The sequence below is a fragment of the Ensifer sp. 22460 genome, from assembly GCF_052044935.1.
In the GTDB taxonomy this organism is placed as follows: Bacteria; Pseudomonadota; Alphaproteobacteria; order Rhizobiales; family Rhizobiaceae; genus Ensifer.
Map to the genome: position 1 here is coordinate 110,755 of NZ_JBQENZ010000001.1, position 24,048 is coordinate 134,802.

Sequence of the window (24,048 nt, forward strand, 5' to 3'; positions counted from 1 at the left end):
GATCGTTCCTTTTTCGCCCGGCCATCCGGCCGGGCGCTCGCCAAGTACAGCAGGTCAAGTACAAGGAGTTACCCACCATGCATTCCGTCAATTCAAACGGTGCCAACATCCCGGCGCTCGGCTTCGGTACCTTCCGCATGCCCGGCGCCGACGTGCTGCGGGTGCTGCCGGAAGCGCTCAAGCTCGGCTTCCACCATGTCGACACGGCCCAGATCTACGGCAACGAGGCCGAGGTCGGCGAAGCCATCCACAATTCCGGCGTGTCGCGCGCCGACATCTTCCTCACCACCAAGGTCTGGGTCGACAAATATGCGCATCGCGACTTCCTCGCCTCGGTCGACGAGAGCCTGAAAAAGCTGAGGACCGACCATGTCGACCTGCTTCTCCTGCACTGGCCGGGCGGCAGTGACGTGCCGATGGCCGAGCGCATCGGCGCCCTCAACGAGGTACAGAAGGCCGGCAAGGTCCGTCATATCGGCGTCAGCAACTTCAACACGGCACAGATGGAAGAAGCGGTGAAGCTCAGCGACGCCCCGATCGCCACCAACCAGGTCGAATACCATCCCTATCTCGACCAGACCAAGGTGCTCGAGATCGCGCGCAAGCACGGCATGTCGATCACTGCCTACTACGCGATGGCGAACGGCAAGGTCCCGAACGATCCGCTGCTGAAGGAGATCGGCGCACGCCACGGCAAGACGGCCGCCCAGGTGGTGCTGCGCTGGCTGGTGCAGCAGAAGGACGTGATCACGCTTTCCAAGACCGCGACGATCGATCGGTTGAAGGAAAACTTCGCGATCTTCGACTTCGCGCTCGGCGACGGCGAGATGGCCGAGATCCACGCGCTTGCCCGCCCCGACGGTCGCATCGTCAATCCGGAGGGTCTGGCTCCGGTCTGGGACAAGGCCGCCTGATCTGCTCTCTTGTAGTGGAGCGGGATGCGGGCGGAAAACCGCTCACACTTTTCCTCATCCCGCTCCGCCATTTCGCCGCCGACCAATTCCCAGCCGGCGGCGGATACGATATGGACATGGCCCGCAGGCACCGATCAGAGGGAGGGGGCGATGTCTTTGCATGAGGCGCAGACGAGCGATTTCGCTCCCGACTGGCCGGCGATCATCGCCGTCGTCCTGGGGGTCACCGCCTTCTCGGTGGCACAGGGGCTCACCTATCCGCTAATCTCGCTTTCGCTTGAAAGCCGTGGCGTCACTGCCGGCATGATCGGCCTCAATGCCATGGGCTTTGCCGCCGGTCTCGGCGTGGCAACCCTGCTTCTCGGCCGGTTGACGCGGCTTGCCTCCGCCGACCGGCTGATCATCGCCAGCCTCTGCGGCTGTTCCATCTGTCTCGCGACGCTTGCCTCGACGTCAGAGCTTCCCATCTGGTTTATCGCCCGTTTCGCCCTCGGCTTCTTCGTCAGCATGGTGTTCATGCTCGGCGAAGCCTGGCTGAACACGGCCTGTCCCGACCGGCTGCGCGGTCGCGTTTCCGGCCTTTACGGCGCCGGCATGTGTGGCGGCTTTGCCGCCGGTCCGCTGGCGATCCCGTTGCTCGGCACCAGCGGCGGCCTCGGCTTTGCGCTGCTGGCGATCTATATCGCGCTCGTCGCCTTCCTCACCGGCCTCTTGACCATGGGCGCACGCACGCGCCCCGAACCTTCCTCGACACGCGACCTCTTCGCCTTCTTCAAGAAGGCACCGATGCTGATCCTCATGGTGCTGATGTTCGGCTTTGCCGATATCGCGGCGATCTCGGCCATGCCGGTCTACTTCGTCAAGACGGGCCACAGCCAGGCCTTTGCCGCGCTCAGCGTGACGGCGCTTGCGATCCCGACCGCGCTGGCGCAGCCCTTCATCGGCGTGCTTCTCGACCGGCTGCCGCGCCGCCGCGTGGCGATCTCAGCAGCCGCCGTCGCCGCCACCGGCTACCTTCTGGTGCCGTTCCTGTCTTCGAACGTGGCGTTGCTGCTGACATTCGCCTTCATCGGCGCTGCCAGCTTCGCGCTCTACACGGCCGCCCTGACGATGCTTGGCGAAGAATATCGCGGCAGCATGCTGGTGGCCGGCAGCGCCGCCTTTTCGCTCGCCTATGCCGCCGGCAGCGCTGCAGGGTCGGGCGCCACCGGCGCGCTGATGAACTTCATCGACCCTATCGCCGGCCCGCTCGGCGTGGGCGCCGTCCTCGTCATCTTCACGCTGATGTTTGCAGTGGCAAGGCGCCGTTAGGCCTCGGCGCAGCGCAAGGCAAGCGCCTCACCGAAAACACGGGCGGCCGGCCCGAGCGGCTCATCGATCCGATGCACCAAGTAGGCCTCGGCACCGACCTGACTGTTGCGGCCAAGGGCCGTCGTCGGCATGCGCACCAGCCGGCGCTCTTCGAGATCCCGCTCCACCTGCCAGAGCGGCAGCCGGCCCCAACCGAGACCGGTGCGGATCATCGCATGTTTCGTATCCTGGCTGCTGACGCGACAGGTCTGCGGCGAGAGCACGCCGAAATCCCGCCCCACTGTCCGCTGCGACGGATCGGACTGCACGATCTGAAGGTGGTCGGCAAGCGCGGCGTTTTCGAGTGCGCCATCGGCGGCACTCAGCCCCAAGGGATGATGCGCGGCAACGACTGCAACGATCTGAACCGTCGAAAGCGCCTGGCGGGCGATGGCCGGATCGCGGAAATCCTCTCCGACCATGATGCCGAGGGTGAAGCGGCGTTCGACGAGGCCATCCAGCGGTCCGCCCAGCGGTGAAACCGCAAGCCTGATCGAAACATTGGGGTAGATCGTCCGCATCTCGTTCAGGGCCAACCCGACCGTCTCGATCGGGAAGAGCGTGTCGACGATCACGGAAAGCTCCAACTCGATGCCCTCGCCAAGCCCGCGCGCGCGGGCCCGCATAGCGTCCACCCGCAGCAGGATATCGCGGGCATTGGCAAGCAGCGCCTGCCCTTCCTGTGTCAACACCGGTCTGTGTCCGGAACGGTCGAATAGGGCGACGCCAAGCTCCGCCTCGAGATTGGCGATGGCGTGGCTGACCGCAGACTGCACGCGTGAGAGTTTCGCGGCACCCGCACGGAAACTCCCGCTTTCGGCGACGGTCACGAAGGTCCGCATCTGATCGAGTGTCAGGGCATCCAGCATGATCGATTCCATAGATCAACTTGATGAAATTTATATCACTTCAACAGATCATTGAAAGCATCCATCTTCTTTTCCGAACAGCAAGTGCTCAGCAGGAAGGAAGGCCCGATGGCCAGGATACTCGTGCTCTACTACTCATCCTACGGTCATATCGAGACGATGGCGGGGGCGGTTGCCGAGGGCGCGCGCGCCGCGGGCGCCACCGCCGTGCTCAAGCGGGTGCCCGAAATCGTGCCGGAAGCCGTTGCCATCAAGGCGGGCTACAAACGCGCTCAGGACGCGCCGGTCGCGACCGTCGCGGAACTGCCGGACTATGACGCGATCATCATCGGCACGCCGACACGCTTCGGCAACATGGCCGCGCAGATGAAAAACTTCCTCGATCAGGCGGGCGGTATCTGGGCGCGCGACGCCTTGGTCGGCCGCATCGGCAGCGTCTTCACCTCGACCGGAAGCCAGCATGGCGGCCAGGAATCGACGATCCTCGCCACCCATACCGTGCTTCTCCATCTCGGCATGGTGATTGCCGGCCTACCCTACAGCTTCAAGGGTCAGATGCGCATGGACGAAATCACCGGCGGCTCGCCCTACGGCGCCTCGACGCTCGCCGACGACGGCAACGGCGGCGACCGTCGGCCAAGCGCCAACGAGCTGGAAGGCGCACGCTTCCAGGGCCGCCACGTCGCAGACCTGGCGGCGGCGCTGGTCGCCGGTCGTGCGCGCGTTGCGGAGCTTGCCTGATGGCCACGGCCACAACCTTCGTTCGGGAGAGAACAGATTGGGCGGGCGTGATGACGGTTGTTGCCGCCGGCGTGGTCGCGGCCATGCAGGTCGGCAAGGGGCTGATTGCCGGTCCGTTGCTTCAGTCCGACCTCGGGCTCGATCTCCCCGCCCTCGGCTGGATCACCTCGGTCTTCGCCATCGTCGGCGTCGTCGGCGGCATGACGGCGGGCGCGTTCGTCGCGTCGGCCGGCGATCGGCGCCTGCTCGCCATCGGGATGGCCATGTTGGCCCTCGGCTCCTTCGGTGGAGCGGCCAGCCACGCCTTCGCGCTGCTTCTTCTGTCACGCATCGTCGAGGGCTTCGGGTTCCTGCTCGTCGTCGTCGCCGGTCCGGCCATCCTGATGCGCCTGGTGACATCGGATCGCCGCGACCTCGTCTTTTCGCTCTGGAGCTGCTTCATGCCCGCGGGCATGGCGGTCGCGATGTTGACCGGGCCACTTTTTGCCGATTGGCAAGCGATCTGGCGGAGCAACGGGCTGATCACGCTGGCAAGCCTGGTTTCCATCTTCCTGGCCGTGTCGCCGTCTCGGGAAACATCCAGCATCGCCGCCAGCTTCCGGGATGATGCGACCGAAACGCTTACAAGCCGCGGCCCGGTGCTGCTCTTCGTTCTATTTTCGCTCTACAGCCTGATGAGCTTCACGCTTTCCAGCTTCCTGCCGATCCTGTTGGTCCAGCGTATGCACGTCTCGCTCGGGACCGTCGGCCTCCTCAGCGCCATCATCACACTGGTGAACGTCATCGGCAATCTTGCCGCCGGCCATCTGCTGTCTCGCGGCTTTGCCCGCGGCCGGTTGATCGCCAGCGCTGCCTTGCTGACAGGTGTGTTCGGCCTATGGATCTTCCTGAGCCAGTCAGGCGGAAATCTGATCTTCGGACTTTGCGTGCTGTTTTCCGCGATCGGCGGCCTGATCCCCGCCACGCTGATCTCGTCGGTGCCGATCCTGTCGCCGCGTCCGGCGCTTGCGCCGTTGGCAATGGGGCTGCTGATGCAGGGCAGCAATCTGGGGCAGCTCGTCGGGCCGGTCGCGGTCGGAACGGCGATCGAACGCAACGGCTGGTCCTCGGGCGCGGCCTTCATCGGCGTCGGCGCCCTTCTCTGCATCGTGCTTGCAAACACACTGGAGCAGGCCCTGCGAAGCAAGGCCCAACGGCGATGATGGCCTGCATGCAAAGAGCGAATCGCAAAGAAAAACCCACCGGCGGCAAACCGGTGGGTTCGGCATTTCCGGCGGATTGTCCGCGGATCAGACGAACTGGCTGAGGCCCGGAACCGAGGCGACGACTTCGTCGACCACTTCATCGCCTGCCTTTTCCTTGGCAAAGGCGATGGTCTCCTTGGCGAGCGAGGTGATTTCGCCCATGCCGAGACCCTGGCTCATCAGCTGCTGGCCGAGCGCCATGACGCCGCCGCCGCCGATCGCCGACATCAGGCCGCCGAGCAGACCGCCGCCACCCGTGCCTTCGCCATTGTACTGGGCGATGAGCTCGGAGGCGCCCGGAATCGCTTCGATCATCTGGGCAACCGGGCCGTCAGCGGCTTCGCGCTGCAGGAAGCCGAGGATCATGCCGACAGCCTTTTCGGCCGTTGCAGGCTCGATGCCGACATTCTCCGCGACGCGCGTGACCAGTTCATTCATGGAAAAACTCCCTCACTTGGATTTTGACGTTGACGTCAAGGTAAATGATCGCCCACCAAATAACAAGCCGTGAGCAGTGACTATCGGCCCGTCGATAACGCCGCTTTCCGGTCGCGCGCTGGCACAGCCTTGTTGCCGGGCGCAACCGCAGCACCTATAACAGAAAACCAGGCACATTTCGATGACGGGCACTTGCGATCAACCGCGAACCGCCCGCTTTCATTGATGAAACGGAGATGAAGCCCACATGTTGGAAGAAGGCAAGCTCTTTATCGGCACCAGCCGCAAGCCTGATGATTCGATCAACAAGGGCGAGTATCTGGAACTCAAGTTCGGCAACCGCCACGGCCTGATCACCGGCGCCACCGGCACCGGCAAGACGATCACCCTGCAGGTCCTCGCCGAAGGTTTTGCCAATGCCGGAGTCCCCGTCTTCTGCGCCGACGTCAAGGGCGATCTCTCCGGCATCGGCGCGATCGGCGAGCCCAAGGATTTCATCCTGAAGCGCGCCGAGCAGATCGGCCTGCCGACAAATCCTTACGAGTTCCAGGAATTCCCGGTCATCTTCTGGGATCTCTACGGCGAGAAGGGCCATCGCGTCCGCACCACCATGTCGGAAATGGGGCCCCTGCTCCTTTCGCGGCTGATGAACGCCACGGATGCGCAGGAAGGCGTGCTCAACATCGCCTTCAAGATCGCCGATGAGGGCGGTCTGCCGCTGCTCGACCTGAAAGATCTGCAGGCGCTGCTCAACTACATGGGCGACAATGCCAGCGCGCTCTCCAATCAGTTCGGTTTCATCTCCAAGGCCTCGGTCGGTTCGATCCAACGCGAACTCCTGATCCTCGAACAGCAGGGCGCCGAACATTTCTTCGGCGAACCGGCGCTGAAGATCACCGACATCATGCGCACGACCAATGACGGGCGCGGCGCGATCTCGGTGCTGGCGGCCGACAAGCTGATGATGAACCCGCGGCTCTATGCGACCTTCCTGCTTTGGCTGCTTTCGGAACTGTTCGAGGAACTGCCTGAGGTGGGCGACCCGGACAAGCCGAAGCTGGTGTTCTTCTTCGACGAGGCGCATCTGCTTTTCAACGATGCGCCGAAGGTGCTGACGGAGCGTGTCGAACAGGTCGTGCGCCTGATCCGCTCCAAGGGCGTGGGCGTCTACTTCGTCACGCAAAACCCGCTCGACGTGCCGGAAACGATCCTCGGCCAGCTCGGTAACCGCGTTCAGCACGCGCTTCGCGCCTATACGCCGCGCGACCAGAAGGCGGTGAAGACCGCCGCTGACACCTTCCGCCCGAACCCGGACTTCGACTGCGCCACCGTGATCACCAATCTCGGCACCGGCGAGGCGCTGGTCTCGACGCTCGAAGGCAAGGGTGCGCCGTCGATGGTCGAGCGCACGCTGGTGCGCCCGCCGCAATCGCGCGTCGGTCCGCTGACCGAGGCCGAGCGGCAAAAGGTAATGGATGTGAGCCCGGTCCGCGGTCTCTATGACGAAGATTTCGACCGCGAATCGGCCTATGAGATGCTGACCGCGCGCGCCAAGAAGACGGCCGAAGCGCAGGCGCAAGCACAAGAACAGGCCGAACAGCAGACAACGGAAGCGAATACCGGCGGCAGCCGCTGGACGCTGCCCGGCTTCGGCGACGACGAGGCGGCGGCACCAGCGGGCAAGCAGGCGCGGCCACGCAGCTCCGGCTACCAGCGCGAGACGGTCGTCGAAGCCGCGATGAAATCGGTCGCTCGCACCGTCGCGACCCAGGTCGGCCGCGCCCTGGTGCGCGGCATCCTCGGCAGCCTCAGCCGACGCTGAACATAGCCGCGGCAACCGGCAATGCTTGAGGTCGATATTTTGCCCGCGCCCTGATTTCGATCGAGGCGCGTCGTTATTTTGAAAGGAACATTCGCATGGACGTTAAGGATTCGAACGGCGCCATCCTCCAGGACGGCGACAACGTTACCCTGATCAAGGATCTGAAGGTCAAGGGCACCTCGACGACGCTGAAGCGCGGCACGATGGTCAAGGGTATTCGCCTCACCGACAACCCTGATGAAGTCGAATGCCGGGTGGAGAAGATCAAGGGCCTGGTGCTGCGCACCGAGTTTTTGAAGAAGGCATAGCCCACGGCCGACGGCCTTCTCCGTCGGCAGCCACCTGATGCAGCGCCCGCGTGGAACATCATTATCCCTGACAACACAAAAGCCCGGCGGAACGATCCGCCGGGCTTTTGGATTCCGACTGGAATTCAAATATCAGGCGACCGTCAGCTTGACGTCGATATTGCCCTTGGTCGCGTGGCTATAGGGGCAAACGATATGCGCCTTCTGGACGAGGTCTTCGAGAACCGCCTTGTCGACGCCCGGAGACGTAATCTCAAGCGCGGCATCGATACCGAAGCCGGTGCCATCTTCGCGCGGACCAATGCCGACTGTTCCCGTCACTTTCGTGTCTTCCGGAAGCTTTACCTTCTCCTTGCCGGCGACGAACTTCAGGGCGCCGAGGAAGCAGGCCGAGTAGCCGGCGGCAAAGAGCTGTTCAGGATTGGTGCCGCGGGCGCCGTCGCCGCCAAGTTCCTTCGGCACAGTAAGAGTGACATCGAGAACGCCATCGGCGCTCTTGGCCTGGCCAGCACGGCCACCGGTTGCGGATGCAGTGGTGCGGTAGAGAATAGGCATTGGCGGTCTCCTTTGTTTCCAAGTGGATGAGGATTAGATAGCGCAAAATTCAATTGCGGGCAAATTAATTTCGCAAATTGCATTTTCGCCCTGTTTTTGCGAGAATGCGACCATGGCAAACAAAGCGGCACATATAGATACCATTCCGGAGGAGGCGCTGTCGCTCGGCAAGCAGCTCTGCTTTGCCGTCTATTCGGCGGCGCATGCCTTCAATCGTGCCTATAAGCCGCTGCTCGATCGTTTCGGCCTCACCTACCCGCAATATCTCGTGCTGCTTGCGCTATGGCAACAGGACGAAATGACGGTGAAGCGCATTGGCGAGGAGATAGGGCTCGATTCCGGAACACTGTCGCCGCTTCTGAAACGCCTGGAGGCAGCCGGCTTTGTCGCGCGGCAGCGCGACCCAGGTGATGAGCGACAGGTAATCGTTCGCCTCACGGAGAAAGGCCGCGATTTGAAAAGCGAGGCCTTCGGTATTCTCATAGATATCGGCAAGGCTTCAGGCTGCAGCCTGGAAGAAGCGGGCGAAATCCGCGAGACGCTGCATCAGTTGACGCGGCAGCTCAATTCCGGCCACGGCGCGGACTGACTGCAACCGGATTTGCAGAGGCCGCCCCTCGTGACTGGCGGGATGCAGTGAGCGACGACGCCCGTGGTTGTTAGATGACGAGGATCGGCGCCTTGCCACGCACGCGATCGTAGAGGTCCATGACATCCTGATTGAGCATGCGAACGCAGCCGGACGAGACGGCCTTGCCGATCGACTTCCATTCCGGCGTTCCGTGGACGCGGTAGAGCGTGTCCTGACCATTCTGGAAGATGTAGAGCGCGCGTGAACCGAGCGGGTTGTTGAGGCCCGGCGCCATACCGCCATTCTTGGCCGAATAGGGTTTCAGCTGCGGCTGGCGGGCGACCATGCTGTCAGGCGGGGTCCAGCGCGGCCACTTCTGCTTCCACTGGATGACGCCGCGGCCCGACCAGGCGAAACCTTCACGGCCGAGACCAACGCCATAACGCAGCGCCCTGCCCCCTGGCTGGATCAGATAGAGGTAGCGGTCACCGGTATCGACGACGATCGTTCCCGGCTGTTCGCCAAAGGGATCGCTGACCTCCTGACGATAGAAGCGCGCGTCGATCTGACGGAACGGTACCTCCGGCACCTGATAGCCGCCGTCGTACATGGAGGCATAAATGTCCGAAACATAGAGGCCCTGCGGCGGCAGGCCGGTCGGAACTGGCCCTGGGCCATCCTGCCCCTCATAAACGCCTCCGGCGCGCGGATCGGTAAAGCGTCCCTCGAGCGCAGGATTGCGGAACACAGGCGCCGTCTCATAGCGGAAGACGTCCGTGTTCATCGAGGAGGTGCAGCCTGCAAGACCGGCGGAGGCAAGAGCCAATCCGGACGAGCGGAGAAACTGACGGCGGGAGAAGACGACTGAAGAGGACATCGAACTCTGAAGGGCTTGAGTGCGGCCTGAGGAGTGCTGCATGAAATTGCTTAACGAAATACTACGCACAGCCCCTCGGAATGGGGCGATGCTTGCATTTCCGGCTGGACCGAAGCTTGCGTCTTGGCGTGAAACGAAGAGAACTCAGACGCTGTGAGCGTTGAAACGTGGCTGGCGCATCAGTGTTTCAAAATCCGGCGCGGAGAGCGGCCGGCTGAAGAAATAGCCTTGGATCTCGTCACAGCCGCTCTGGCGCAGGAACTCGACCTGGGCCTGGTTTTCCACACCTTCGGCGATGACGCGCAGGCCAAGATTTTGGGCGAGTGAGATGATCGCCGCGGTGATCGCGTTGTCGTCGAGATCGACAGGAATATCCGCAACGAAGGACCGGTCGATCTTAAGGCGGCGCACCGGGAAGCGCTTCAAGGCGCTGAGGCTAGAATAGCCGGTGCCGAAATCGTCGATTGCCAGGTGCACGCCGATCGCCTGCAGCTCATGCATGGTGGCAATCGCCCCCGGCACGTCCTGCATGATCAGGCTTTCCGTCAGCTCAAGCTCGAGACAGCAGGGCTCAAGACCGGTTTCGGCGAGAATTGCCGCCACGTGACCTGCCCAGTTGCGCTCGCGGAACTGGCGCGCCGAAACGTTGACGCTAACGATCAGCGGCGGCAGGCCGTCATCCTGCCAGTCCTTGGCCTGGCGGCAAGCGGCGCGCAGCACCCAGTCGCCGATCGGCACGATCAGCCCGGTTTCTTCGGCAAGCGGAATGAACTCGGCCGGCGAGACCGTGCCCCGCTCTGGATGACGCCAACGAAGCAAGGCTTCGGCTGCGAAAACGCGGCCATTCGCAAGGTTCATCTGCGGCTGGAACTGCAGAAAGAATTCTTCACGTGCCAGCGCCCTGCGCAGCTCCTCCTGCTGACGCAGCTTTTCGTGCGCCTTGGCGGCCATTTCCTCGGTAAAAACCTGCAGATTGTTGCGCCCGAGCTCCTTGGCCCGATACATCGCCATGTCGGCATTGGCGAGCAGCTCGCCGACGGTCTTGCCCTGATTGGGAAAGCAGGCGACGCCCATGCTGCAGGTGACTTGCAGGCTTCGGCCCTCGATCTGCATCGGCCCCGCGATGGCGCGGCGAATATCTTCAAGCCTTGCCAGCACGACATCCCGTTCGCAGGGAAGGCCGTTCAGAAGCAGAATGAATTCGTCGCCGCCGACACGCACGACCATATCCGACTTGCGCACCGACGAGCGCATGCGGGAGGCGGTGACCTTCAACAGCTCGTCGCCGGCCGCATGGCCGAGCGTATCGTTGACCAGCTTGAAATTATCGAGATCGAGGAAGGCGAGCACCGCCCATTGACCGGTGCCGCGCAGGGCCTCCAGCGCCTCGGCGACCTGCTCCTCGAACAGCGCCCGGTTGGGCAGGCCCGTCAGCGCATCATGATGCGCCATGAAACTGATACGGTCCTCCGCGTGCTTGCGCTCGATTGCAATACCGGCGAGATGCGCCGCCATCGCAATCAGCTCCTTCTGCCCTTCGTTGGGAACGCAGACCGCGCCGGAATAGAGCGCAAATGTGCCAAGCACCTTGCGGTCGCGCGAATGGATGGGAGTCGACCAGCAGGAGCGGAAACCATAGGGTCGAACGAGCTCGCGATAATCGTCCCAGAGAGGATCGGCGAGAATGTCCGAGACGATCACCTGTTCGCCGCGCCAGGCCGCCGTGCCGCAGGAGCCCATGCGAGGGCCGATCTCGACGCCATGGATCGTCGCGCAATAGCTCTCGTCGAGGCTTGGTGCCGCGCCATGGAACAGGTGGCGGCCATCGGCCGACAGCAACAGCACCGACCCCTTGATGCCAGGCATCAGCGCCTCGATCAGCAGGATCATGTCGCGGAAGAATTCGTCGAGCGGTCGGCTGTTGGCGATCATTTCCAGTAGGCGGGCCTGCCCTTCGAGCAGGCGTTCGGCCGCCTTTCTGTCGGAGATATCGCGCGACACGCCGACGACGCCGACAATCTCGCCGCGCTTGTTGCGCAGCGGCACCTTGGAGGTCATCAGCCAGCGGTCGCGGCCCTTGCTGACGATCGCCCGTTCCTCGATGCCGAAAATCGGTTCGCCGGTTTCGATGACGCGGCGCTCGATGTCGGCGATCGCCTGTGCCATGTGCGGCGGATGGAGATCGAAGTCGGTCTTGCCGACGATATCCTTGAGACCTTCCAGGCCGTTGTCGGCAACAGTCACCTGGTTGGCGATGAGGAACCGCCCTTCGACATCCTTGGCATAGATGTAGTCGGGCACATGGTTGATCATCGTCTCCAACCAGTAGTGGCGGTCGGCGATGTCGGGTTCGGTCGGAAAGATCCGCGCAACTTCTTCCGCCAGCCGATGGCTGGCATCGATCAGGCGACGTGTATCCTCGTTGCCGCCAGCATTTAAGGCGGCATATCGCGGATTGCGAGACGTGTTCTTCGCCAAGCAAGGCCTCCCGACGCGCTCAGCCGCGTCGCTGGTCGATCTTTCCCCACTTCACGTTAGACGAGCAAGAGTTAGCCCTTCCTAAATAACTTGTAGAAAAATCGTGCAGAGGTTGCAATCTCCAAGTTGCGTGCCTGAAAAGAAGGGGTGACGGCGCCACCCCTTCGTCGATTTCAGGACAGACGTCGGCGCGCCGCCGGCGCGAGCATCAGCAGTTGGTCGGCCACCACCATGATAACGATCGCAAGCCCCGTCAGCGGAAAAGTGAGGCCAAAGAAAATGGCCATGATCCACAATCCTGCATAGACACTGCGCTTCGGCGGCATCGGCGGCACCCCGACGCGCCCCGCCGGGCGACGCTTCCACCACATGACGACGGCGGAGAGCGAGATGAGCACGATGGACAGGCAGGCGGCAAGCATCAACAACTGATTGGCGCGCCCCCACTCCTGCCCCTTGTGCACGTTGATGCTCCATTCGATCGCCTTTCCGAGCGCCGGGTAATCGCCAAAGGCTACATCGACAAGCGGTTTGCCGGAGTACTGGTCGATGTGGATCGTGCGCTCCCGTGCGAGCTCGGCCGGAAAGATCGCGGCCGTGTAGACGCCGCTCTCATCGGTCGGGAGCGCCAGCTCATAGCCGGGCAGCATGCCGGCCTCATCGGCGATCGCGACCGCGCGGTCTATGCCGACCGGCTCGGCGCCGACGCCGCTCGACGTCGGGACCGGAGCATTCTCCATCAGCCAGTTCGCCCTGGGGAGGACATCGGTCGAAACCTTGGTCGAGGTTGGCACCTGGTCCCAAAGCACCGCGGGATAGCCGAGCCCCATGGCCGTCAGCTTGCCGTTGACGGTGGCGCCCCAGTAGCCGGACCACAGAAGACCGGAGAAGGCGAGGAAGACGATCAGCAGCCCGGCGACGATGCCGGTCACGGCATGAAGGTCACGCCAGAACACGCGGCGCGCGGGCGTGCCGCGCACGGTCAGCACACCGCCGGTCTGCTGGCGCGGCCACCAGAGATAAATGCCGGTGAAGACCAGCAGAATGGCAAAGCCCGCAACAATCTCGATGATCGTTTCGACCGACTTACCGAAATAGTCGAGGCTGTGCAGGTCCTCGACCACCTGATTGAACTCTTCCGTGGGCGCGACGTGATCGAGGATGGCGCCGGTATAGGGATCGACGAAGACCAGCATTTTGGCCTTGCCGATACCCACCGTGACGCGCGCCGAGCGATCGGCACCGGCGGGTGTGCGATAGGAGACGGCGGCGCTGCCGGGCACGGATTCGACAGCGGTGGCGACGATCGCCGAAGGCGGCAGCCGTTCGGTCCCGGCAGGCACGATGTTGCGATAGGCGAAGACGGTATCGTCGATCTCGTCGTTGAAGAGATAGAGGCCACCGGTGACGGCCAGGCTGATCATGAACGGGATGACGAGCAGGCCGGCAAAGAAGTGCCAGCGCCAGATGGCGCGATAGAGGGAAATGCCGCGCTCGGCGGCGACCGGCTGCGCTGCGGCGCCGGTAAAGGATGCGGTTGTCATGGGTTTCTCCGGGAAATCCGCATTATCGCGGCTTCGCCTCGTGATGGTCGGGTCGGTCGCGGATCACGGCCGGCGACGTCGAACAGCAGTTTCGACGCCTGGGAGGCCGTCAGCCGCCGCTCAAGCGGATATCAGGGAGAAACCCGATGGTGGCGCCCTAGGCCCTGTGCCGCCGCGGAGCACACCGCGAACAAACAGAAGTTCATTGGCAGGAACCGACACATGCCAGGCGAGAGATAGCGGTGGTGCGGCGATCGGATACGGCGCCGGCAGATCAGCGGAGGCGACGAGGCAGCAGGACTGGCATCCATGGCCTTTCGTACCACCTTTTCCGTCGGCATCGTCGTGGCCGGTGAGGCAGAGATCGGCAAACGTTCCATCGGGAAGCGCGTAGGCGGTCGTATCAGGCGCAACCGGCATGGCGACCGCCGGCTGCTGGATCAGGGCCGAGATGACGAGGACAAGCGCGCAGAGCAAACGCGCCGCCATGTCCGTCAACCGATCGCCTAGAAACCGTCGCGCCAAAAGTGCCCCCAAAATCGACTGCGACAGCTAAAGACCAACGGCGCGAAAGGCAAGCGGGCAATGGGCCGCATGGCCTATCAAAAGATTTCATGTGTGGTATCAGCGGCGCCGGCTTTCGCCGTCCAGCACGCTTGGCTTAAGACAAGGTCACGGCAACGACGGGAGGACGACATGCTGACGATCTACGGAGTCTATCGCTCGCGCGCATCGCGCAATTACTGGATGGCGCGGGAGCTCGGAATCCCCTTCACGTCCGTTCCGGTCATCCAGGCGCGCCGGGTTGCAGATCCGCTTGCCGCCGATGCGCCCATCAACACCAAGTCGCCGGCCTTCCTCGCCGTCAACCCGATGGGTCTGATTCCGGCGATCGAAGACGACGGCGTCGTACTGACGGAATCGCTTGCCAACAATCTTTTCCTTGCGCGCAAATACGGCGGCCCGCTGGGACCGGCTGATATCCGTGAAGAGGGACTGATGGGCAACTGGACGATGTGGGCGGCGACGGAGGTCGAGCCGCATGCGGTGCAGATCATCCTCACCTACGACTACGGCACTGAGGAAACCGACCAAGGCAGGGCAACGATCACTACCTGCGCCAAGTCCCTCGACAAGGTGTTTACTCGCCTGGAAGAGCACCTCGACGGGCGCGACTACCTGGTTGGCGATCGCTTCACCGTAGCCGACCTCAACCTCGCGGAAGTCTTCCGCTACGCCATGAGCCAGAAACAGCTCTTCGAGAAGCATCCACGCGTTTCGGCCTGGCTTGCCCGCTGCCATGCCCGCCCGGCTTTCAAGGCGATGATGGAAGAGCGGCTGAAAGAGCCGGCGGATTGAGCCGTCCGGAGGTGGGCTCGTTTCAAGTGATCAGCGCATGGTCGCCGCGTCGAAGCGTACGCGCGGCGCCCTGAGATCGAGCAGGCGCATGCCCTCCTCCACCTCGTCACGAACCCAGCGCTTGAAGGCGGCTGCGGCCTTGCTTTCCCGCCGCGATGGCGAGCTGACGAAGTAGTGGCCGTAGCCGGTGCCCACGCGGATACCGAAGGGCACGACCAAACTGCCTTGGGTGATCGCGAAGCCGGCGAGCGTCTGCCAGGCGAGCATGACCCCCTGCCCCGAGATCGCCGCATCGAGCACCAGCGACGCCTCATTGAACGTGTGGCGCACGCTCATTTCGGCACCGGAGAGGCCGACTTCGCGAAGCCACACCTCCCAGCTGAACATCGAGTGACCGTCGATCACGGCCGGGAGCTTTAGAATATCTGCAGGTACACGCAAGTTCTCCGCCATGGCCGGCGAACAGACGGGAAAGACCTCCTGCTGCAACAGCAGTTCGGATTTCACACCAGGCCAATCGCCCGAGCCCACACGGATGCCGACATCCACATCTGATGTATCGAGATTGACGAGCTTGGTCGTAGCGTCGATGCGCAAGCGAATGTCGGGGTGGCGCTCGGCGAAACGGTTCAGCCGATAGACCAGCCAGCGGGCGGCAAAGACCGGTGCCACCGAGATCGTCAGCACCGACTCGTCGCGTCGCCGAGCCGAGGCCACGGCCTCCGCCAGCTCCTGAAAGGCGTTGCTGAGGCGGACGAGGAAACGCAGGCCAAAGTCGGTCGGGACGAGGCCGCGCGGCGTGCGCTCGAACAGGATGCGGCCAAGCTGGGCCTCCGCCTTGGCAATCTGCTGGCTGACGGCGCCTGAGGTCACGCCGAGCTCCTCGGCAGCAGCCGCCAACGAACCAAGGCGACCGGCCGCTTCCACGGCGCGAAGCCCGTTCAAATGGACGGAATTCAGATCTCTCATATAGTTTTCCTAAACCCGTTCGGTGCTATTCTCAATTGAAAAGACAGCGAGACAGGCAGATCATCCAAGCATCGAAAGGATGGGCCGCCATGTTGAAGCTTCTCTCGATGTTGACCGCATTCGCCACTTTTGAAAGTCGGAAGCAGGATACGCGACTAGCCTGGGCGCGTGACCCGCTGCAGCACCCGGATCTCGAGCGGATGGACGAACGCGAACTCGGTGATCTGCCCTTCCCCGGCTGGCCCTGGCCGCGCGCGGCCGAGTGCGCCAGCGACTGCCTGCAAGCCGGGGGCCGGTGACGGACAATGACCCTGTGATATGCTGACGGGATGAGCGAGGATCTCGACCGCAATTTCGCACGGGTCGTCAAGCTGGCGGAAGCCGCCGGCTTGCCGGAGGTTACCATCGGCACCTCCTACGGCACGCCGGCACTGCTGGTGAAAGACAAGAGCTTCGTGCGCATGAAGGACGGCGACACGCTTGTCGTCATGTGTGCGCTCGAGGAAAAGGAATTGCTGCTGGAACTCGACCCGCAACTCTATTTCGAGACCGATCACTACAAAGGCTGGCCGGCGATGCTGGTTCGGCTTTCGGTGATCGACGATAAGAGCCTGACCGGGCGACTGGTTGCAGCCTGGCGCCAGAAGGCGCCAAAGCGGCTTGCTGCGAAACTCGCCGGCTGACCGCTTTCAGCTTCGATTCCCGACCTTGTAGATCAGGCAAACCTTGCCGTCATCGACCCTCTTCACGTCATCGAGTTGCACGTAGTGGCGCTGGGCGATGGTTTCGAACAGCGCCTTGCCCTTCCCCACCACCAGGGGATGGATAGTGAGACGCAATTCGTCGATCAGGCCGTGATCCATCAGGCTCGACACGGTGCGAGCGCCGCCGACGACATAGATGGTCCGACCCGGCTGGCGCCTTAGCTGCTCGATCTCGGCAGCATCGCGAACGATGGTGGCGTTGGCCCATTGCACCTCCGAGCGCTCTTTCGAGAGAACATAATGCGGCGTGCTCAAAGCAAAATCCGTATATTCGATCTCCTCCTGCGTCGGCACCTTGCCGGTAAACTCCAGCGGCGCATGCGGATTCTGTTTGATCGCGCTCCAATATTGCTCATAGCCCGAATACATGCCGCTCCCGAGGACGCAGGCATCGATCTCAGGCAGGAGGTCGAAGGTGTCCGACCAGGAATCGACCCAGTCCGTATAGCCATCCGGTCCATCGATCATCCCGTCGATGGACATCTGCATGCCGGCAACCACCTTGCGCATCGTCGTTGTCTCCCTGTTGGCGTTACGCAACAAGGACGTGCGCGCGGCGACTGAGCCGACATAGGCGGTAAAAATCTCGCGCCGGCGGCTGGCGGCATCCAATGAGCGGCCTTCCATTTCAGAGCTCGCGCCTATACCGGTGGAAGCTGACGGCCACACAGGTGTTCTTCCATGATCGTTCGCGACCGCCCCAGCCTTCTGAAACTGTTCTTCATCCTCAGAGGATCGGTCATTCAGCGGATCTTTCCGCAGGTGCTGTTCGTCTTCGGCCTTTCCGCCTTCGTCGTCTGGGCGCACCGTGCCGATCCCGGCATCGTTCCAAGCGTCAACAGCGGCCCTTTCGCCTTGCTCGGCATTGCGCTCTCGGTGTTCCTCGGTTTCCGCAACAACGCCTGCTACGACCGCTGGTGGGAGGCGCGGAAGGATTGGGGACAACTGATCTTCACGTCGCGCGATCTTGCCCGGCAGACACTGGTCATGGTCGACGCCAAAGCTTCGGAGAATGCGGCGCGGCAACGGCTCCTCAACATCGCCATCGCCTTTGCTCACGCCCTGGTTGGCCACCTGCGACCGGGCAATCATGCAGCCAGGGCGCTCGCGCGACTGCCCGACGATCTCGCTCCCGGCTACAAGGCAAGCCGCAACGCGCCGGACTACCTCTTGCGTGAGATGGGCCGCGATCTCGCCGGCTTGCGTGCTTCGGACGCGATCAGCGACTTTCAGTGGGCCCAGTTGGACGGCACGGTCGGCAGGATGTCGGCGACGCTTGCCGCCTGCGAGCGCATCCGCAACACGCCGGTGCCTTTCGGCTACACGCTGCTCCTGCACCGCACCGCCTATCTTTTCTGCTTCCTGCTGCCCTTCGGCTTTGCCGATGCGCTCGGTTGGGCCACGCCCTTCGTCACGGCGCTGGTCGCCTACACCTTCTTCGGCCTCGATGCACTCGGGGACGAACTGGAGGAGCCGTTCGGCGTGTTGCCGAACGACCTGCCGATCATGGCGCTTGCCGAAACGATCGAGATCAACCTGCGCGAGGCGCTCGGCGAGACAGACCTTCCGCCCTTGCCGCAGCCCAAGGACTACATCCTGATGTAGCCCAGATGGTCGCGCGGCTCAGGCCTTGAGCGTGGCCAGGACCCGGGCAACGGCCGGACGCGCGGTCATGCGGTTGCGGTGATCCAGGATTTTCGGGAAACGCGCGGGATCCACACCGTCCGATTCGAGCCAGCCGGCGATGGTGAAAAGGTAGGGATCGGCAACCGAATAGGTCTCGCCCAGGACGAAGGGGCCTTCGAACATCTTGTTCTCGATCAGCTCGAAGCAGGCCGCCATGTTGGAGGCGACCTTGGCCTTCATTGCCTCGTGCGCCGCCGGATCGTCGGCCCAGCGCGCGCCGCGACGTCCATGGGCATGGGCGACATGCACCGTCGAGCAGAGATAGTTCATGAACGACTGCAACTGCGCAAAAGCAAAGGCATCGCCCCTTGGTGCGAGGTTCGCCGCCGGATGTGTCTCAGCGATATAGGTGAGGATCGCCGGCGTTTCGGTGATGACGCCCCGGTCGGTCAACAGCGCCGGCACCCGGCCCTTCGGGTTTACCGCGAGATAGTCGGGCTTGGTCTGTTCCGCGGTCGAGAAATCGACGCGGCGTGCCTCGTAGTCAGCGCCCGCCTCCTCCAGCGCGATATGCGAGGCCAATGAGCAGGTGCCCGGGGCATAGAACAATTTCAACACTTCAACTCTCCTCTACGATCATACGGATCGGACGACGTGGTGCCGACAGACCCGACCCTGCCCTATCAATTCTGGCGGGCGGAAGCGGAATGCTGTCGGTGAACCGTGCGCTTCCTAACGTTTCAACTCCAGACCAAACCAAAGATCGGCGGCAGAAGAAAGGATGTCACCCCGATTGACAAGCCCGAACGGATTTCAATAGAACATAATTGTTACGTTATAACATTTTTTCTGGAGTCGCTTATGAAAACGGTCTTTTCAACCCTCATCGCTGCTGGCCTGTTTGCCGCCGTCGCCACACCCGCCTTCTCCCATGGCGCATGGATCGGCGAGCGCTGGGGAACGCTGGCGGTGATCTACGGCCACGGCCCCGCGGACGAAGCCTATGATCCGGCCAAAGTGAAATCGGTTGCGGCCGTTGGCGAAGACGGCAAAGCGCTGCCGGTCACGGTCGTGCCTGCGGACAATCACGCCACCCTGAAACTCGACGGCGAGCCGGCGCTCATCGCTCTTGAGTTCGACAACGGCTATTGGAGCGAAGGCGCCGACGGCAAATGGGTGAACAAGCCGAAGAACGAGGTGCCTGGTGCCAAGCAGGCGAGCCATTCGGTCAAATACAGCATCGCGCTGGTGCATGCGCATGGCGCACTGCCGGCCTTCCCGGCACAGCCGCTGCAGATCATCCCGCTCGACAACCCTGTTGGCCTGAAGCCGGGCGAGAAATTTCGTGTCCGCCTCCTGCTCGACGGCAAGCCGCTCGAAGGCAAGGAAATCACCCTTGACTATGCCGGGCTGCCCGATCTCGTCTCCGAAAAGACGAACGCGAATGGCGAAGCGGAAGTGACGCTGCGCAACGCCGGCGTCAACATTCTTGCCGTCAGCCACGCGATCCCGCTCGAAGGCAATGTCGCCGCCGACAAGAAAGGTTTGACGGCCACGCTGACCTTCGTCGCCGAGTCGCACGTGCACGAGTAAGCCGGCCGCCTCCCTTCATCGCCGCGCGGAAGCGATGCTCGGGTTGGGTCCGAGGTTGAGGTGGAGTTCAGAAGCATAGCCAAGGCCCGGCAGATATCCCTGCCGGGCCGTTTCCGGTCAGGCAACCAGCGCCTCGCCGCAACCGGGCACGTCTTCCAGGCGGTAGTAGACGGGAATGCCGCGTTCACGGGCGATGCGCACGTCGTTGTCGGCACCCTTGCTGTCGCCCGGCAGACGCAGCACCGCGTCGCACAGTGCCAGCAAGCGGCCGGCGACGGGATGGAAAATTTCCTCGTAGAGGTCGTCCCCGATGCGATCGCCACCCGCCGCATTCCACACGGGCAGCGCCACCCATTCGCCGATGACAGGCACGTGCCCGGCCCGAAACAGCGCATAGGACGGCTCCTCCAGTCGCTTCAGGTTGGCGGCCATCTTGGCCGGGTCGTCTCCGGTTCCCGAGCGATAGGGCCCCGCGATCAAAATCAGCATGATCTTCTCCAAATTTTTGCACGAAATATCCAGATCATTCTGGAATATTCACGATATTTCGTGCAATATCGCGAAGAGTCAAGGAGGTATTCATGCTGACAACACAGAGACGGGCTTTGATTTCGGCACGGTTGGCGCGCGACGGCGAGATCGTCGCCAAGCGCCTGGCGGACGAACTGGACCTCTCGGAAGACACGATCCGGCGCGATCTCCGCGAGATGGCGGCGGAAGGTTTGCTGAAGCGCGTACATGGCGGCGCGCTGCCGCTGGTCCCGCCGCTACCAAACTTTACCGCACGGCAGGAGATTGCCGGCGACGTCAAACACCGGCTTGGGCGAAAGGCCGCGACGATGATCGAGGCGGGCCAGACGATCTTTCTCGACGGCGGCACGAGCAACGCGGAAATCGCGCGGGCACTGCCGCGGGAGATGCGGCTGACCGTCGTCACCCACAGCCCGACGATTGCCGCCGAGCTCGAACGCCACGAAGCCGAAGTGATCCTGATCGGTGGCCGGCTCTACAAACATTCGATGGTTGCGACGGGCGCGGCGGCGCTCACCGCCATCGCCGGCATCCGCATCGACCTGTTCTTCCTCGGCGTCACCGCCATTCATCCGGTTCACGGAGTTTCCACCGGCGACTTCGAGGAGGCGGCCGTCAAGCGCGCGATCCTCGCCCAGGCCGCCGACACCTATGTGCTTGCGACAGCGGAGAAATTCGACGCAGTTTCGCCACATCGCGTGGCCGGAATCGCCGATCTCGCCGGCTTCATCGTACCGGTGGAAATCGAGCGCCAGATGCTAACGCCCTATGACGACGCGAGCGTTGTGATGATCGGCGCCTGACGGTGCCAGCGCGCCGAGGCTGTCCGTGAGGGCTGCAGGCGAGAACCGTCGCCCGCGAACCTCAGGCGGCGAAAGCGTCCGTGACCCTGACGTCGCCGACATGGATGCCGTTCCAGTTGTACATCGAGTGATTTGCCTGCGCCATCAGGGCCGCGTGCAGGTCCGGCTCATCCCTGAAGAAGCGCGCAAGCGTTGCCGCCACCATCGCTTCGGCGGCGCGGGTCGTGCCGTCCTCGCATTTCAGCGCGATGGCGATGCCCTTTTCCGGGATGGCGGCACAGAACACGCCTTCGGCACCGGTCTTGGCGAAGATGCGGCCGGGGGCCGTTTTCATCAGCCGGGTGCAGGCGCGCTTGGTTCCGGCCACGTAGAAGGGCTCGACCATGCAGGCCTCGATCAGCCGCCTGGAGGCCCGGGCGCGTTCGGGTCCAAGACCGACGCCGGTCGCCATCTTGGCAAACCCGTGGGCCAACCCCTTGAGCGGAACGGCGTAGGTCGGGATCGAGCAGCCGTCGACCCCGCAATTGTCCGTGCCGAGGATCGCCCCGGTCAGGCTTTCCATCGTGCCGCGGATTTCCTGCTGCAGCGGATGCTCGTAGCCGACATAGCCCTTCACCTTGGTGCCTGAATGGCAGCAGGCGCAGATGAAGCCTGAGTGTTTGCCGGAGCAGTTGTTATGAAGCGCTGTCGGCGCTTCCAGGCTGCGGGCCTGGCCGATCAAGGTCTTCTGGTCGGACGACCAATGGGCGCCGCATTCGAGCGCCGAGACGTCGAGACCCGCCGCCGCGAGCATCTTTGCGGCAAGCTCCACATGCTCCGGCTCGCCGGAATGGGAGGAGCAGGCAAGCGCCAGTTCCCTGTTGCCGAAACCGTAGGCGTCGGCCGCACCGCTTTCCATCAAGGGCAGCCCTTGCATCGCCTTGCAGGCGGAGCGAGGGAAAACGGCGGTGTCAGTCTCACCGAGCGAAAAGACGGTCCGGCCATCGCCGTCGACGGCGATCACAAGTCCGCGATGGCGACTTTCGACGAGGTTTCCGCGGGTGACTTCGACGAGAACGGGATTCGACATGCCTTGCCCTCAAATTTCCGAAATTGCTCCGTGCATTTAGCAGGAATCTTAAGCCAGGAAACGGAGTTTTCATGAAATTCGCCCGCAGGCTCGCCGCCGCCTTTCTCATCATCTACCTTCTGCCGGCGCTAGCCTCGGCCGGCTGGTGGTACATGCAGGACCGGCCACAGAGCTGGCGCTCTGCCGACTGGTCCTCGGCGGGCATCCTGCCGAAGACAGCCGAGAGCCCCGATGCGGGGATCTACGTCTTTTCGGCAACGACCGGCGGCATGAAGGGCGCCGTCGCCAGCCACGCCTGGATCGTGACCAAGCAACAGGGCGCCCTCGCCTACAACCGCTACGACAAGGTCGGCTGGGGCAAGCCGATCCGCCGCAACGCCTATCCGGCCGATGCGCGCTGGTATTCGAACGAGCCGAGATTGGTTGTTTCGATCACCGGAACCGAAGCCAGCCGGCTGATCCCGAAGATCGAAGCGGCGATCGCAAGCTATCCCTATGACGCACCCGGCGGCTATCGGATCTGGCCGGGCCCGAACTCCAACACCTTCGTCGCCCACGTGCTGCGCTCCGTGCCGGAACTCGGCGCCGTGCTGCCGCCCGACGCCGTCGGCCGCGATTATCTGCCGGAGGGCAAGTTGTTCCAGATCGATGCCGATGGCCGTGACATGCACGCCACGCTCTATGGCGTCGCCGGTATCTCGGCTGGTGTTCGCAGCGGCCTCGAACTGCACTTTTTCGGCCTCGTCGCCGGATTTGATTTCGCGAAGCCCGGCATCAAGATCCCGGCGCTCGGACGCTTCGGGGTGTAAACGACGCCAGAACCGAGGCGACGAACATTCGCGGTTGAAGGCGCTCTCCCCGCATTGCATCTTCCGGCGTCGAATCAGGAGGACGCCCGATGCATGAGATTCCGATCAGAAGTTTCGCCGTTTCAGTCGTCGTACTGCGCCCCGCGGAGAACAGCTGCGAGGTTCTGCTTCTCCGCCGTACCGGCACGCTCGCCGGAACGTGGTGCCAGGTCGCCGGCGCGATCGAGGCGAACGAGACGGCCTGGCAGGCGGGCCTGCGTGAAGTCGAGGAGGAAACGGGGCTCAGACCTGATCGTTTCTATTCGGCCGACATCTGCGAGCAGTTCTATGAGGCCGATCGCAATGCGATCAGCCTGTTGCCCGTCTTCGTCGGCTTTGCGCCTGATGACGCCACGGTCCGGCTGAATGCCGAGCACAGCGACTTTCGCTGGGTGAGCTTTGACGAAGCGATCCGCATGGTGCCCTTTGCCGGGCAACGGAAAGTCTTGAAGCACATCCGGGAGGAGTTCATCGACAATGAACCGAACCCGTGGCTGCAGATCCAGGAAGCGTCACCGGCTGGCGCAGCTCGCTAGAAATGGAAAAGGGCCGCCCGAGGCGACCCTTCCCTGAGTTCTGGCCAAGTGAGTGGCCCGGGCTCTAGGCCCGAAGGAAGGCGGGGATCAAGCCGAGGGCTGCCTCGACGTGTTCACCTCTCCCATGCCCTTCACCAAGACCGAAATCTCATTAGACATTGGATCACCTTCCTTTCTGTTCGTTGCTGATGCGTTGAAGGTAAGCGATCTGTCACCGATTGCAAGGGCGACTATGGTCG

At 63.1% G+C, this 24,048-nt stretch carries 27 protein-coding genes; 15 read left to right on the forward strand and 12 right to left on the reverse strand.

The window, feature by feature from the left end; genetic code table 11:
• Positions 1–77: 77 nt before the first annotated feature.
• Together ACTJKM_RS00560 and ACTJKM_RS00565 are read left to right on the forward strand one after the other, a co-directional pair.
• Positions 78–914, forward strand: coding sequence for an aldo/keto reductase (locus ACTJKM_RS00560; RefSeq protein ID WP_058320335.1), 837 nt, complete (start codon positions 78–80; stop codon positions 912–914).
• Positions 915–1,064: 150 nt separating this feature from the next.
• Entirely contained in the window at positions 1,065–2,225 is a 1,161-nt protein-coding gene (locus ACTJKM_RS00565) for an MFS transporter (RefSeq protein WP_112995367.1), read from the forward strand.
• Here ACTJKM_RS00565 and ACTJKM_RS00570 read toward each other — a convergent pair.
• Positions 2,222–3,133, reverse strand: coding sequence for a LysR family transcriptional regulator (locus tag ACTJKM_RS00570; RefSeq protein WP_112995470.1), 912 nt, complete (start codon positions 3,131–3,133; stop codon positions 2,222–2,224). The two genes, ACTJKM_RS00565 and ACTJKM_RS00570, sit on opposite strands and share 4 nt — an antisense overlap.
• Before the next feature lie 108 nt (positions 3,134–3,241).
• Here ACTJKM_RS00570 and wrbA point away from each other — a divergent pair, with 108 nt between their 5' ends.
• The gene (gene wrbA / locus ACTJKM_RS00575) at positions 3,242–3,874 is read left to right on the forward strand and encodes an NAD(P)H:quinone oxidoreductase (protein ID WP_058320337.1); all 633 of its coding nucleotides are present in this window, start codon (positions 3,242–3,244) and stop codon (positions 3,872–3,874) included.
• Entirely contained in the window at positions 3,874–5,076 is a 1,203-nt protein-coding gene (locus ACTJKM_RS00580) for an MFS transporter (protein WP_440635513.1), read from the forward strand. Before wrbA ends, ACTJKM_RS00580 begins: the two co-directional genes overlap by 1 nt.
• A gap of 87 nt (positions 5,077–5,163) precedes the next feature.
• On the opposite strand, the gene ACTJKM_RS00585 is transcribed toward ACTJKM_RS00580, so the two are convergent.
• On the reverse strand, positions 5,164–5,556 hold the full coding sequence (locus ACTJKM_RS00585) for a DUF2780 domain-containing protein (protein ID WP_057250522.1): 393 nt from the start codon (positions 5,554–5,556) through the stop codon (positions 5,164–5,166).
• Positions 5,557–5,803: 247 nt separating this feature from the next.
• Between ACTJKM_RS00585 and ACTJKM_RS00590 the strand changes: the two genes are divergently transcribed.
• Both ACTJKM_RS00590 and ACTJKM_RS00595 read left to right on the forward strand, forming a co-directional pair.
• Positions 5,804–7,378, forward strand: a complete 1,575-nt coding sequence (locus ACTJKM_RS00590) for a helicase HerA-like C-terminal domain-containing protein (protein WP_057250524.1) — start codon at positions 5,804–5,806, stop codon at positions 7,376–7,378.
• A 95-nt stretch (positions 7,379–7,473) separates the two neighbouring features.
• Positions 7,474–7,686 carry an alkylphosphonate utilization protein gene (locus ACTJKM_RS00595; RefSeq protein WP_057250526.1) on the forward strand — a complete coding sequence of 71 codons (213 nt, stop codon included), beginning with the start codon at positions 7,474–7,476 and terminating at the stop codon, positions 7,684–7,686.
• A 132-nt stretch (positions 7,687–7,818) separates the two neighbouring features.
• Here ACTJKM_RS00595 and ACTJKM_RS00600 read toward each other — a convergent pair whose 3' ends face one another.
• Positions 7,819–8,241: an organic hydroperoxide resistance protein gene (locus tag ACTJKM_RS00600; protein ID WP_057250528.1), complete on the reverse strand. Its 423-nt coding sequence runs from the start codon at positions 8,239–8,241 to the stop codon at positions 7,819–7,821.
• 112 nt (positions 8,242–8,353) lie between these two features.
• Between ACTJKM_RS00600 and ACTJKM_RS00605 the strand changes: the two genes are divergently transcribed.
• Positions 8,354–8,830, forward strand: coding sequence for a MarR family winged helix-turn-helix transcriptional regulator (locus ACTJKM_RS00605; protein WP_057250530.1), 477 nt, complete (start codon positions 8,354–8,356; stop codon positions 8,828–8,830).
• A gap of 70 nt (positions 8,831–8,900) precedes the next feature.
• Here ACTJKM_RS00605 and ACTJKM_RS00610 read toward each other — a convergent pair whose 3' ends face one another.
• From ACTJKM_RS00610 to ACTJKM_RS00625, 4 genes are all read right to left on the reverse strand, one after another.
• On the reverse strand, positions 8,901–9,689 hold the full coding sequence (locus ACTJKM_RS00610; protein ID WP_112995366.1) for a L,D-transpeptidase family protein: 789 nt from the start codon (positions 9,687–9,689) through the stop codon (positions 8,901–8,903).
• 144 nt (positions 9,690–9,833) lie between these two features.
• Positions 9,834–12,167 carry an EAL domain-containing protein gene (locus tag ACTJKM_RS00615; RefSeq protein WP_112995365.1) on the reverse strand — a complete coding sequence of 778 codons (2,334 nt, stop codon included), beginning with the start codon at positions 12,165–12,167 and terminating at the stop codon, positions 9,834–9,836.
• 173 nt (positions 12,168–12,340) lie between these two features.
• The gene (locus tag ACTJKM_RS00620; protein ID WP_058320338.1) at positions 12,341–13,711 is read right to left on the reverse strand and encodes a PepSY-associated TM helix domain-containing protein; all 1,371 of its coding nucleotides are present in this window, start codon (positions 13,709–13,711) and stop codon (positions 12,341–12,343) included.
• Positions 13,712–13,831: 120 nt separating this feature from the next.
• The gene (locus tag ACTJKM_RS00625; RefSeq protein WP_162728052.1) at positions 13,832–14,200 is read right to left on the reverse strand and encodes a hypothetical protein; all 369 of its coding nucleotides are present in this window, start codon (positions 14,198–14,200) and stop codon (positions 13,832–13,834) included.
• 207 nt (positions 14,201–14,407) lie between these two features.
• On the opposite strand from ACTJKM_RS00625, the gene ACTJKM_RS00630 reads away from it, so the two are divergent.
• On the forward strand, positions 14,408–15,070 hold the full coding sequence (locus ACTJKM_RS00630) for a glutathione S-transferase family protein (protein ID WP_057250540.1): 663 nt from the start codon (positions 14,408–14,410) through the stop codon (positions 15,068–15,070).
• A gap of 30 nt (positions 15,071–15,100) precedes the next feature.
• Here the strand turns inward: ACTJKM_RS00630 and ACTJKM_RS00635 are convergent, their stop codons facing one another.
• A complete protein-coding gene (locus tag ACTJKM_RS00635; RefSeq protein WP_058320341.1) occupies positions 15,101–16,039 on the reverse strand; it encodes a LysR substrate-binding domain-containing protein in 939 nt (312 codons plus the stop codon).
• Positions 16,040–16,128: 89 nt separating this feature from the next.
• Here ACTJKM_RS00635 and ACTJKM_RS00640 point away from each other — a divergent pair, with 89 nt between their 5' ends.
• Positions 16,129–16,338 carry a hypothetical protein gene (locus ACTJKM_RS00640; RefSeq protein ID WP_057250544.1) on the forward strand — a complete coding sequence of 70 codons (210 nt, stop codon included), beginning with the start codon at positions 16,129–16,131 and terminating at the stop codon, positions 16,336–16,338.
• A gap of 30 nt (positions 16,339–16,368) precedes the next feature.
• Positions 16,369–16,722 (forward strand): MmcQ/YjbR family DNA-binding protein, encoded by a 354-nt coding sequence (locus tag ACTJKM_RS00645; RefSeq protein WP_058320342.1) that lies wholly within the window; start codon positions 16,369–16,371, stop codon positions 16,720–16,722.
• 6 nt (positions 16,723–16,728) lie between these two features.
• Here ACTJKM_RS00645 and ACTJKM_RS00650 read toward each other — a convergent pair whose 3' ends face one another.
• Positions 16,729–17,610, reverse strand: a complete 882-nt coding sequence (locus ACTJKM_RS00650; protein ID WP_440659812.1) for a dihydrofolate reductase family protein — start codon at positions 17,608–17,610, stop codon at positions 16,729–16,731.
• Here ACTJKM_RS00650 and ACTJKM_RS00655 point away from each other — a divergent pair.
• A complete protein-coding gene (locus ACTJKM_RS00655) occupies positions 17,545–18,408 on the forward strand; it encodes a bestrophin family protein (protein WP_440635518.1) in 864 nt (287 codons plus the stop codon). The two genes, ACTJKM_RS00650 and ACTJKM_RS00655, sit on opposite strands and share 66 nt — an antisense overlap.
• Positions 18,409–18,426: 18 nt before the next feature.
• Here the strand turns inward: ACTJKM_RS00655 and ACTJKM_RS00660 are convergent, their stop codons facing one another.
• A complete protein-coding gene (locus ACTJKM_RS00660) occupies positions 18,427–19,047 on the reverse strand; it encodes a glutathione S-transferase family protein (RefSeq protein ID WP_113736807.1) in 621 nt (206 codons plus the stop codon).
• A gap of 243 nt (positions 19,048–19,290) precedes the next feature.
• On the opposite strand from ACTJKM_RS00660, the gene ACTJKM_RS00665 reads away from it, so the two are divergent.
• Entirely contained in the window at positions 19,291–20,022 is a 732-nt protein-coding gene (locus ACTJKM_RS00665; RefSeq protein WP_112995363.1) for a DUF4198 domain-containing protein, read from the forward strand.
• A 117-nt stretch (positions 20,023–20,139) separates the two neighbouring features.
• Here ACTJKM_RS00665 and ACTJKM_RS00670 read toward each other — a convergent pair whose 3' ends face one another.
• Entirely contained in the window at positions 20,140–20,511 is a 372-nt protein-coding gene (locus ACTJKM_RS00670) for a DUF4406 domain-containing protein (RefSeq protein ID WP_440659813.1), read from the reverse strand.
• Positions 20,512–20,603: 92 nt separating this feature from the next.
• Here ACTJKM_RS00670 and ACTJKM_RS00675 point away from each other — a divergent pair, with 92 nt between their 5' ends.
• Positions 20,604–21,356 carry a DeoR/GlpR family DNA-binding transcription regulator gene (locus tag ACTJKM_RS00675; RefSeq protein WP_057250557.1) on the forward strand — a complete coding sequence of 251 codons (753 nt, stop codon included), beginning with the start codon at positions 20,604–20,606 and terminating at the stop codon, positions 21,354–21,356.
• A 61-nt stretch (positions 21,357–21,417) separates the two neighbouring features.
• On the opposite strand, the gene ACTJKM_RS00680 is transcribed toward ACTJKM_RS00675, so the two are convergent.
• The gene (locus tag ACTJKM_RS00680; protein ID WP_112995361.1) at positions 21,418–22,425 is read right to left on the reverse strand and encodes an asparaginase; all 1,008 of its coding nucleotides are present in this window, start codon (positions 22,423–22,425) and stop codon (positions 21,418–21,420) included.
• A 71-nt stretch (positions 22,426–22,496) separates the two neighbouring features.
• Here ACTJKM_RS00680 and ACTJKM_RS00685 point away from each other — a divergent pair, with 71 nt between their 5' ends.
• Complete coding sequence (locus ACTJKM_RS00685) at positions 22,497–23,234, forward strand: DUF3750 domain-containing protein (protein ID WP_112995360.1); 738 nt, start codon at positions 22,497–22,499, stop codon at positions 23,232–23,234.
• An 89-nt stretch (positions 23,235–23,323) separates the two neighbouring features.
• Positions 23,324–23,809 carry an NUDIX domain-containing protein gene (locus ACTJKM_RS00690; protein ID WP_112995359.1) on the forward strand — a complete coding sequence of 162 codons (486 nt, stop codon included), beginning with the start codon at positions 23,324–23,326 and terminating at the stop codon, positions 23,807–23,809.
• Positions 23,810–24,048 lie beyond the last annotated feature (239 nt).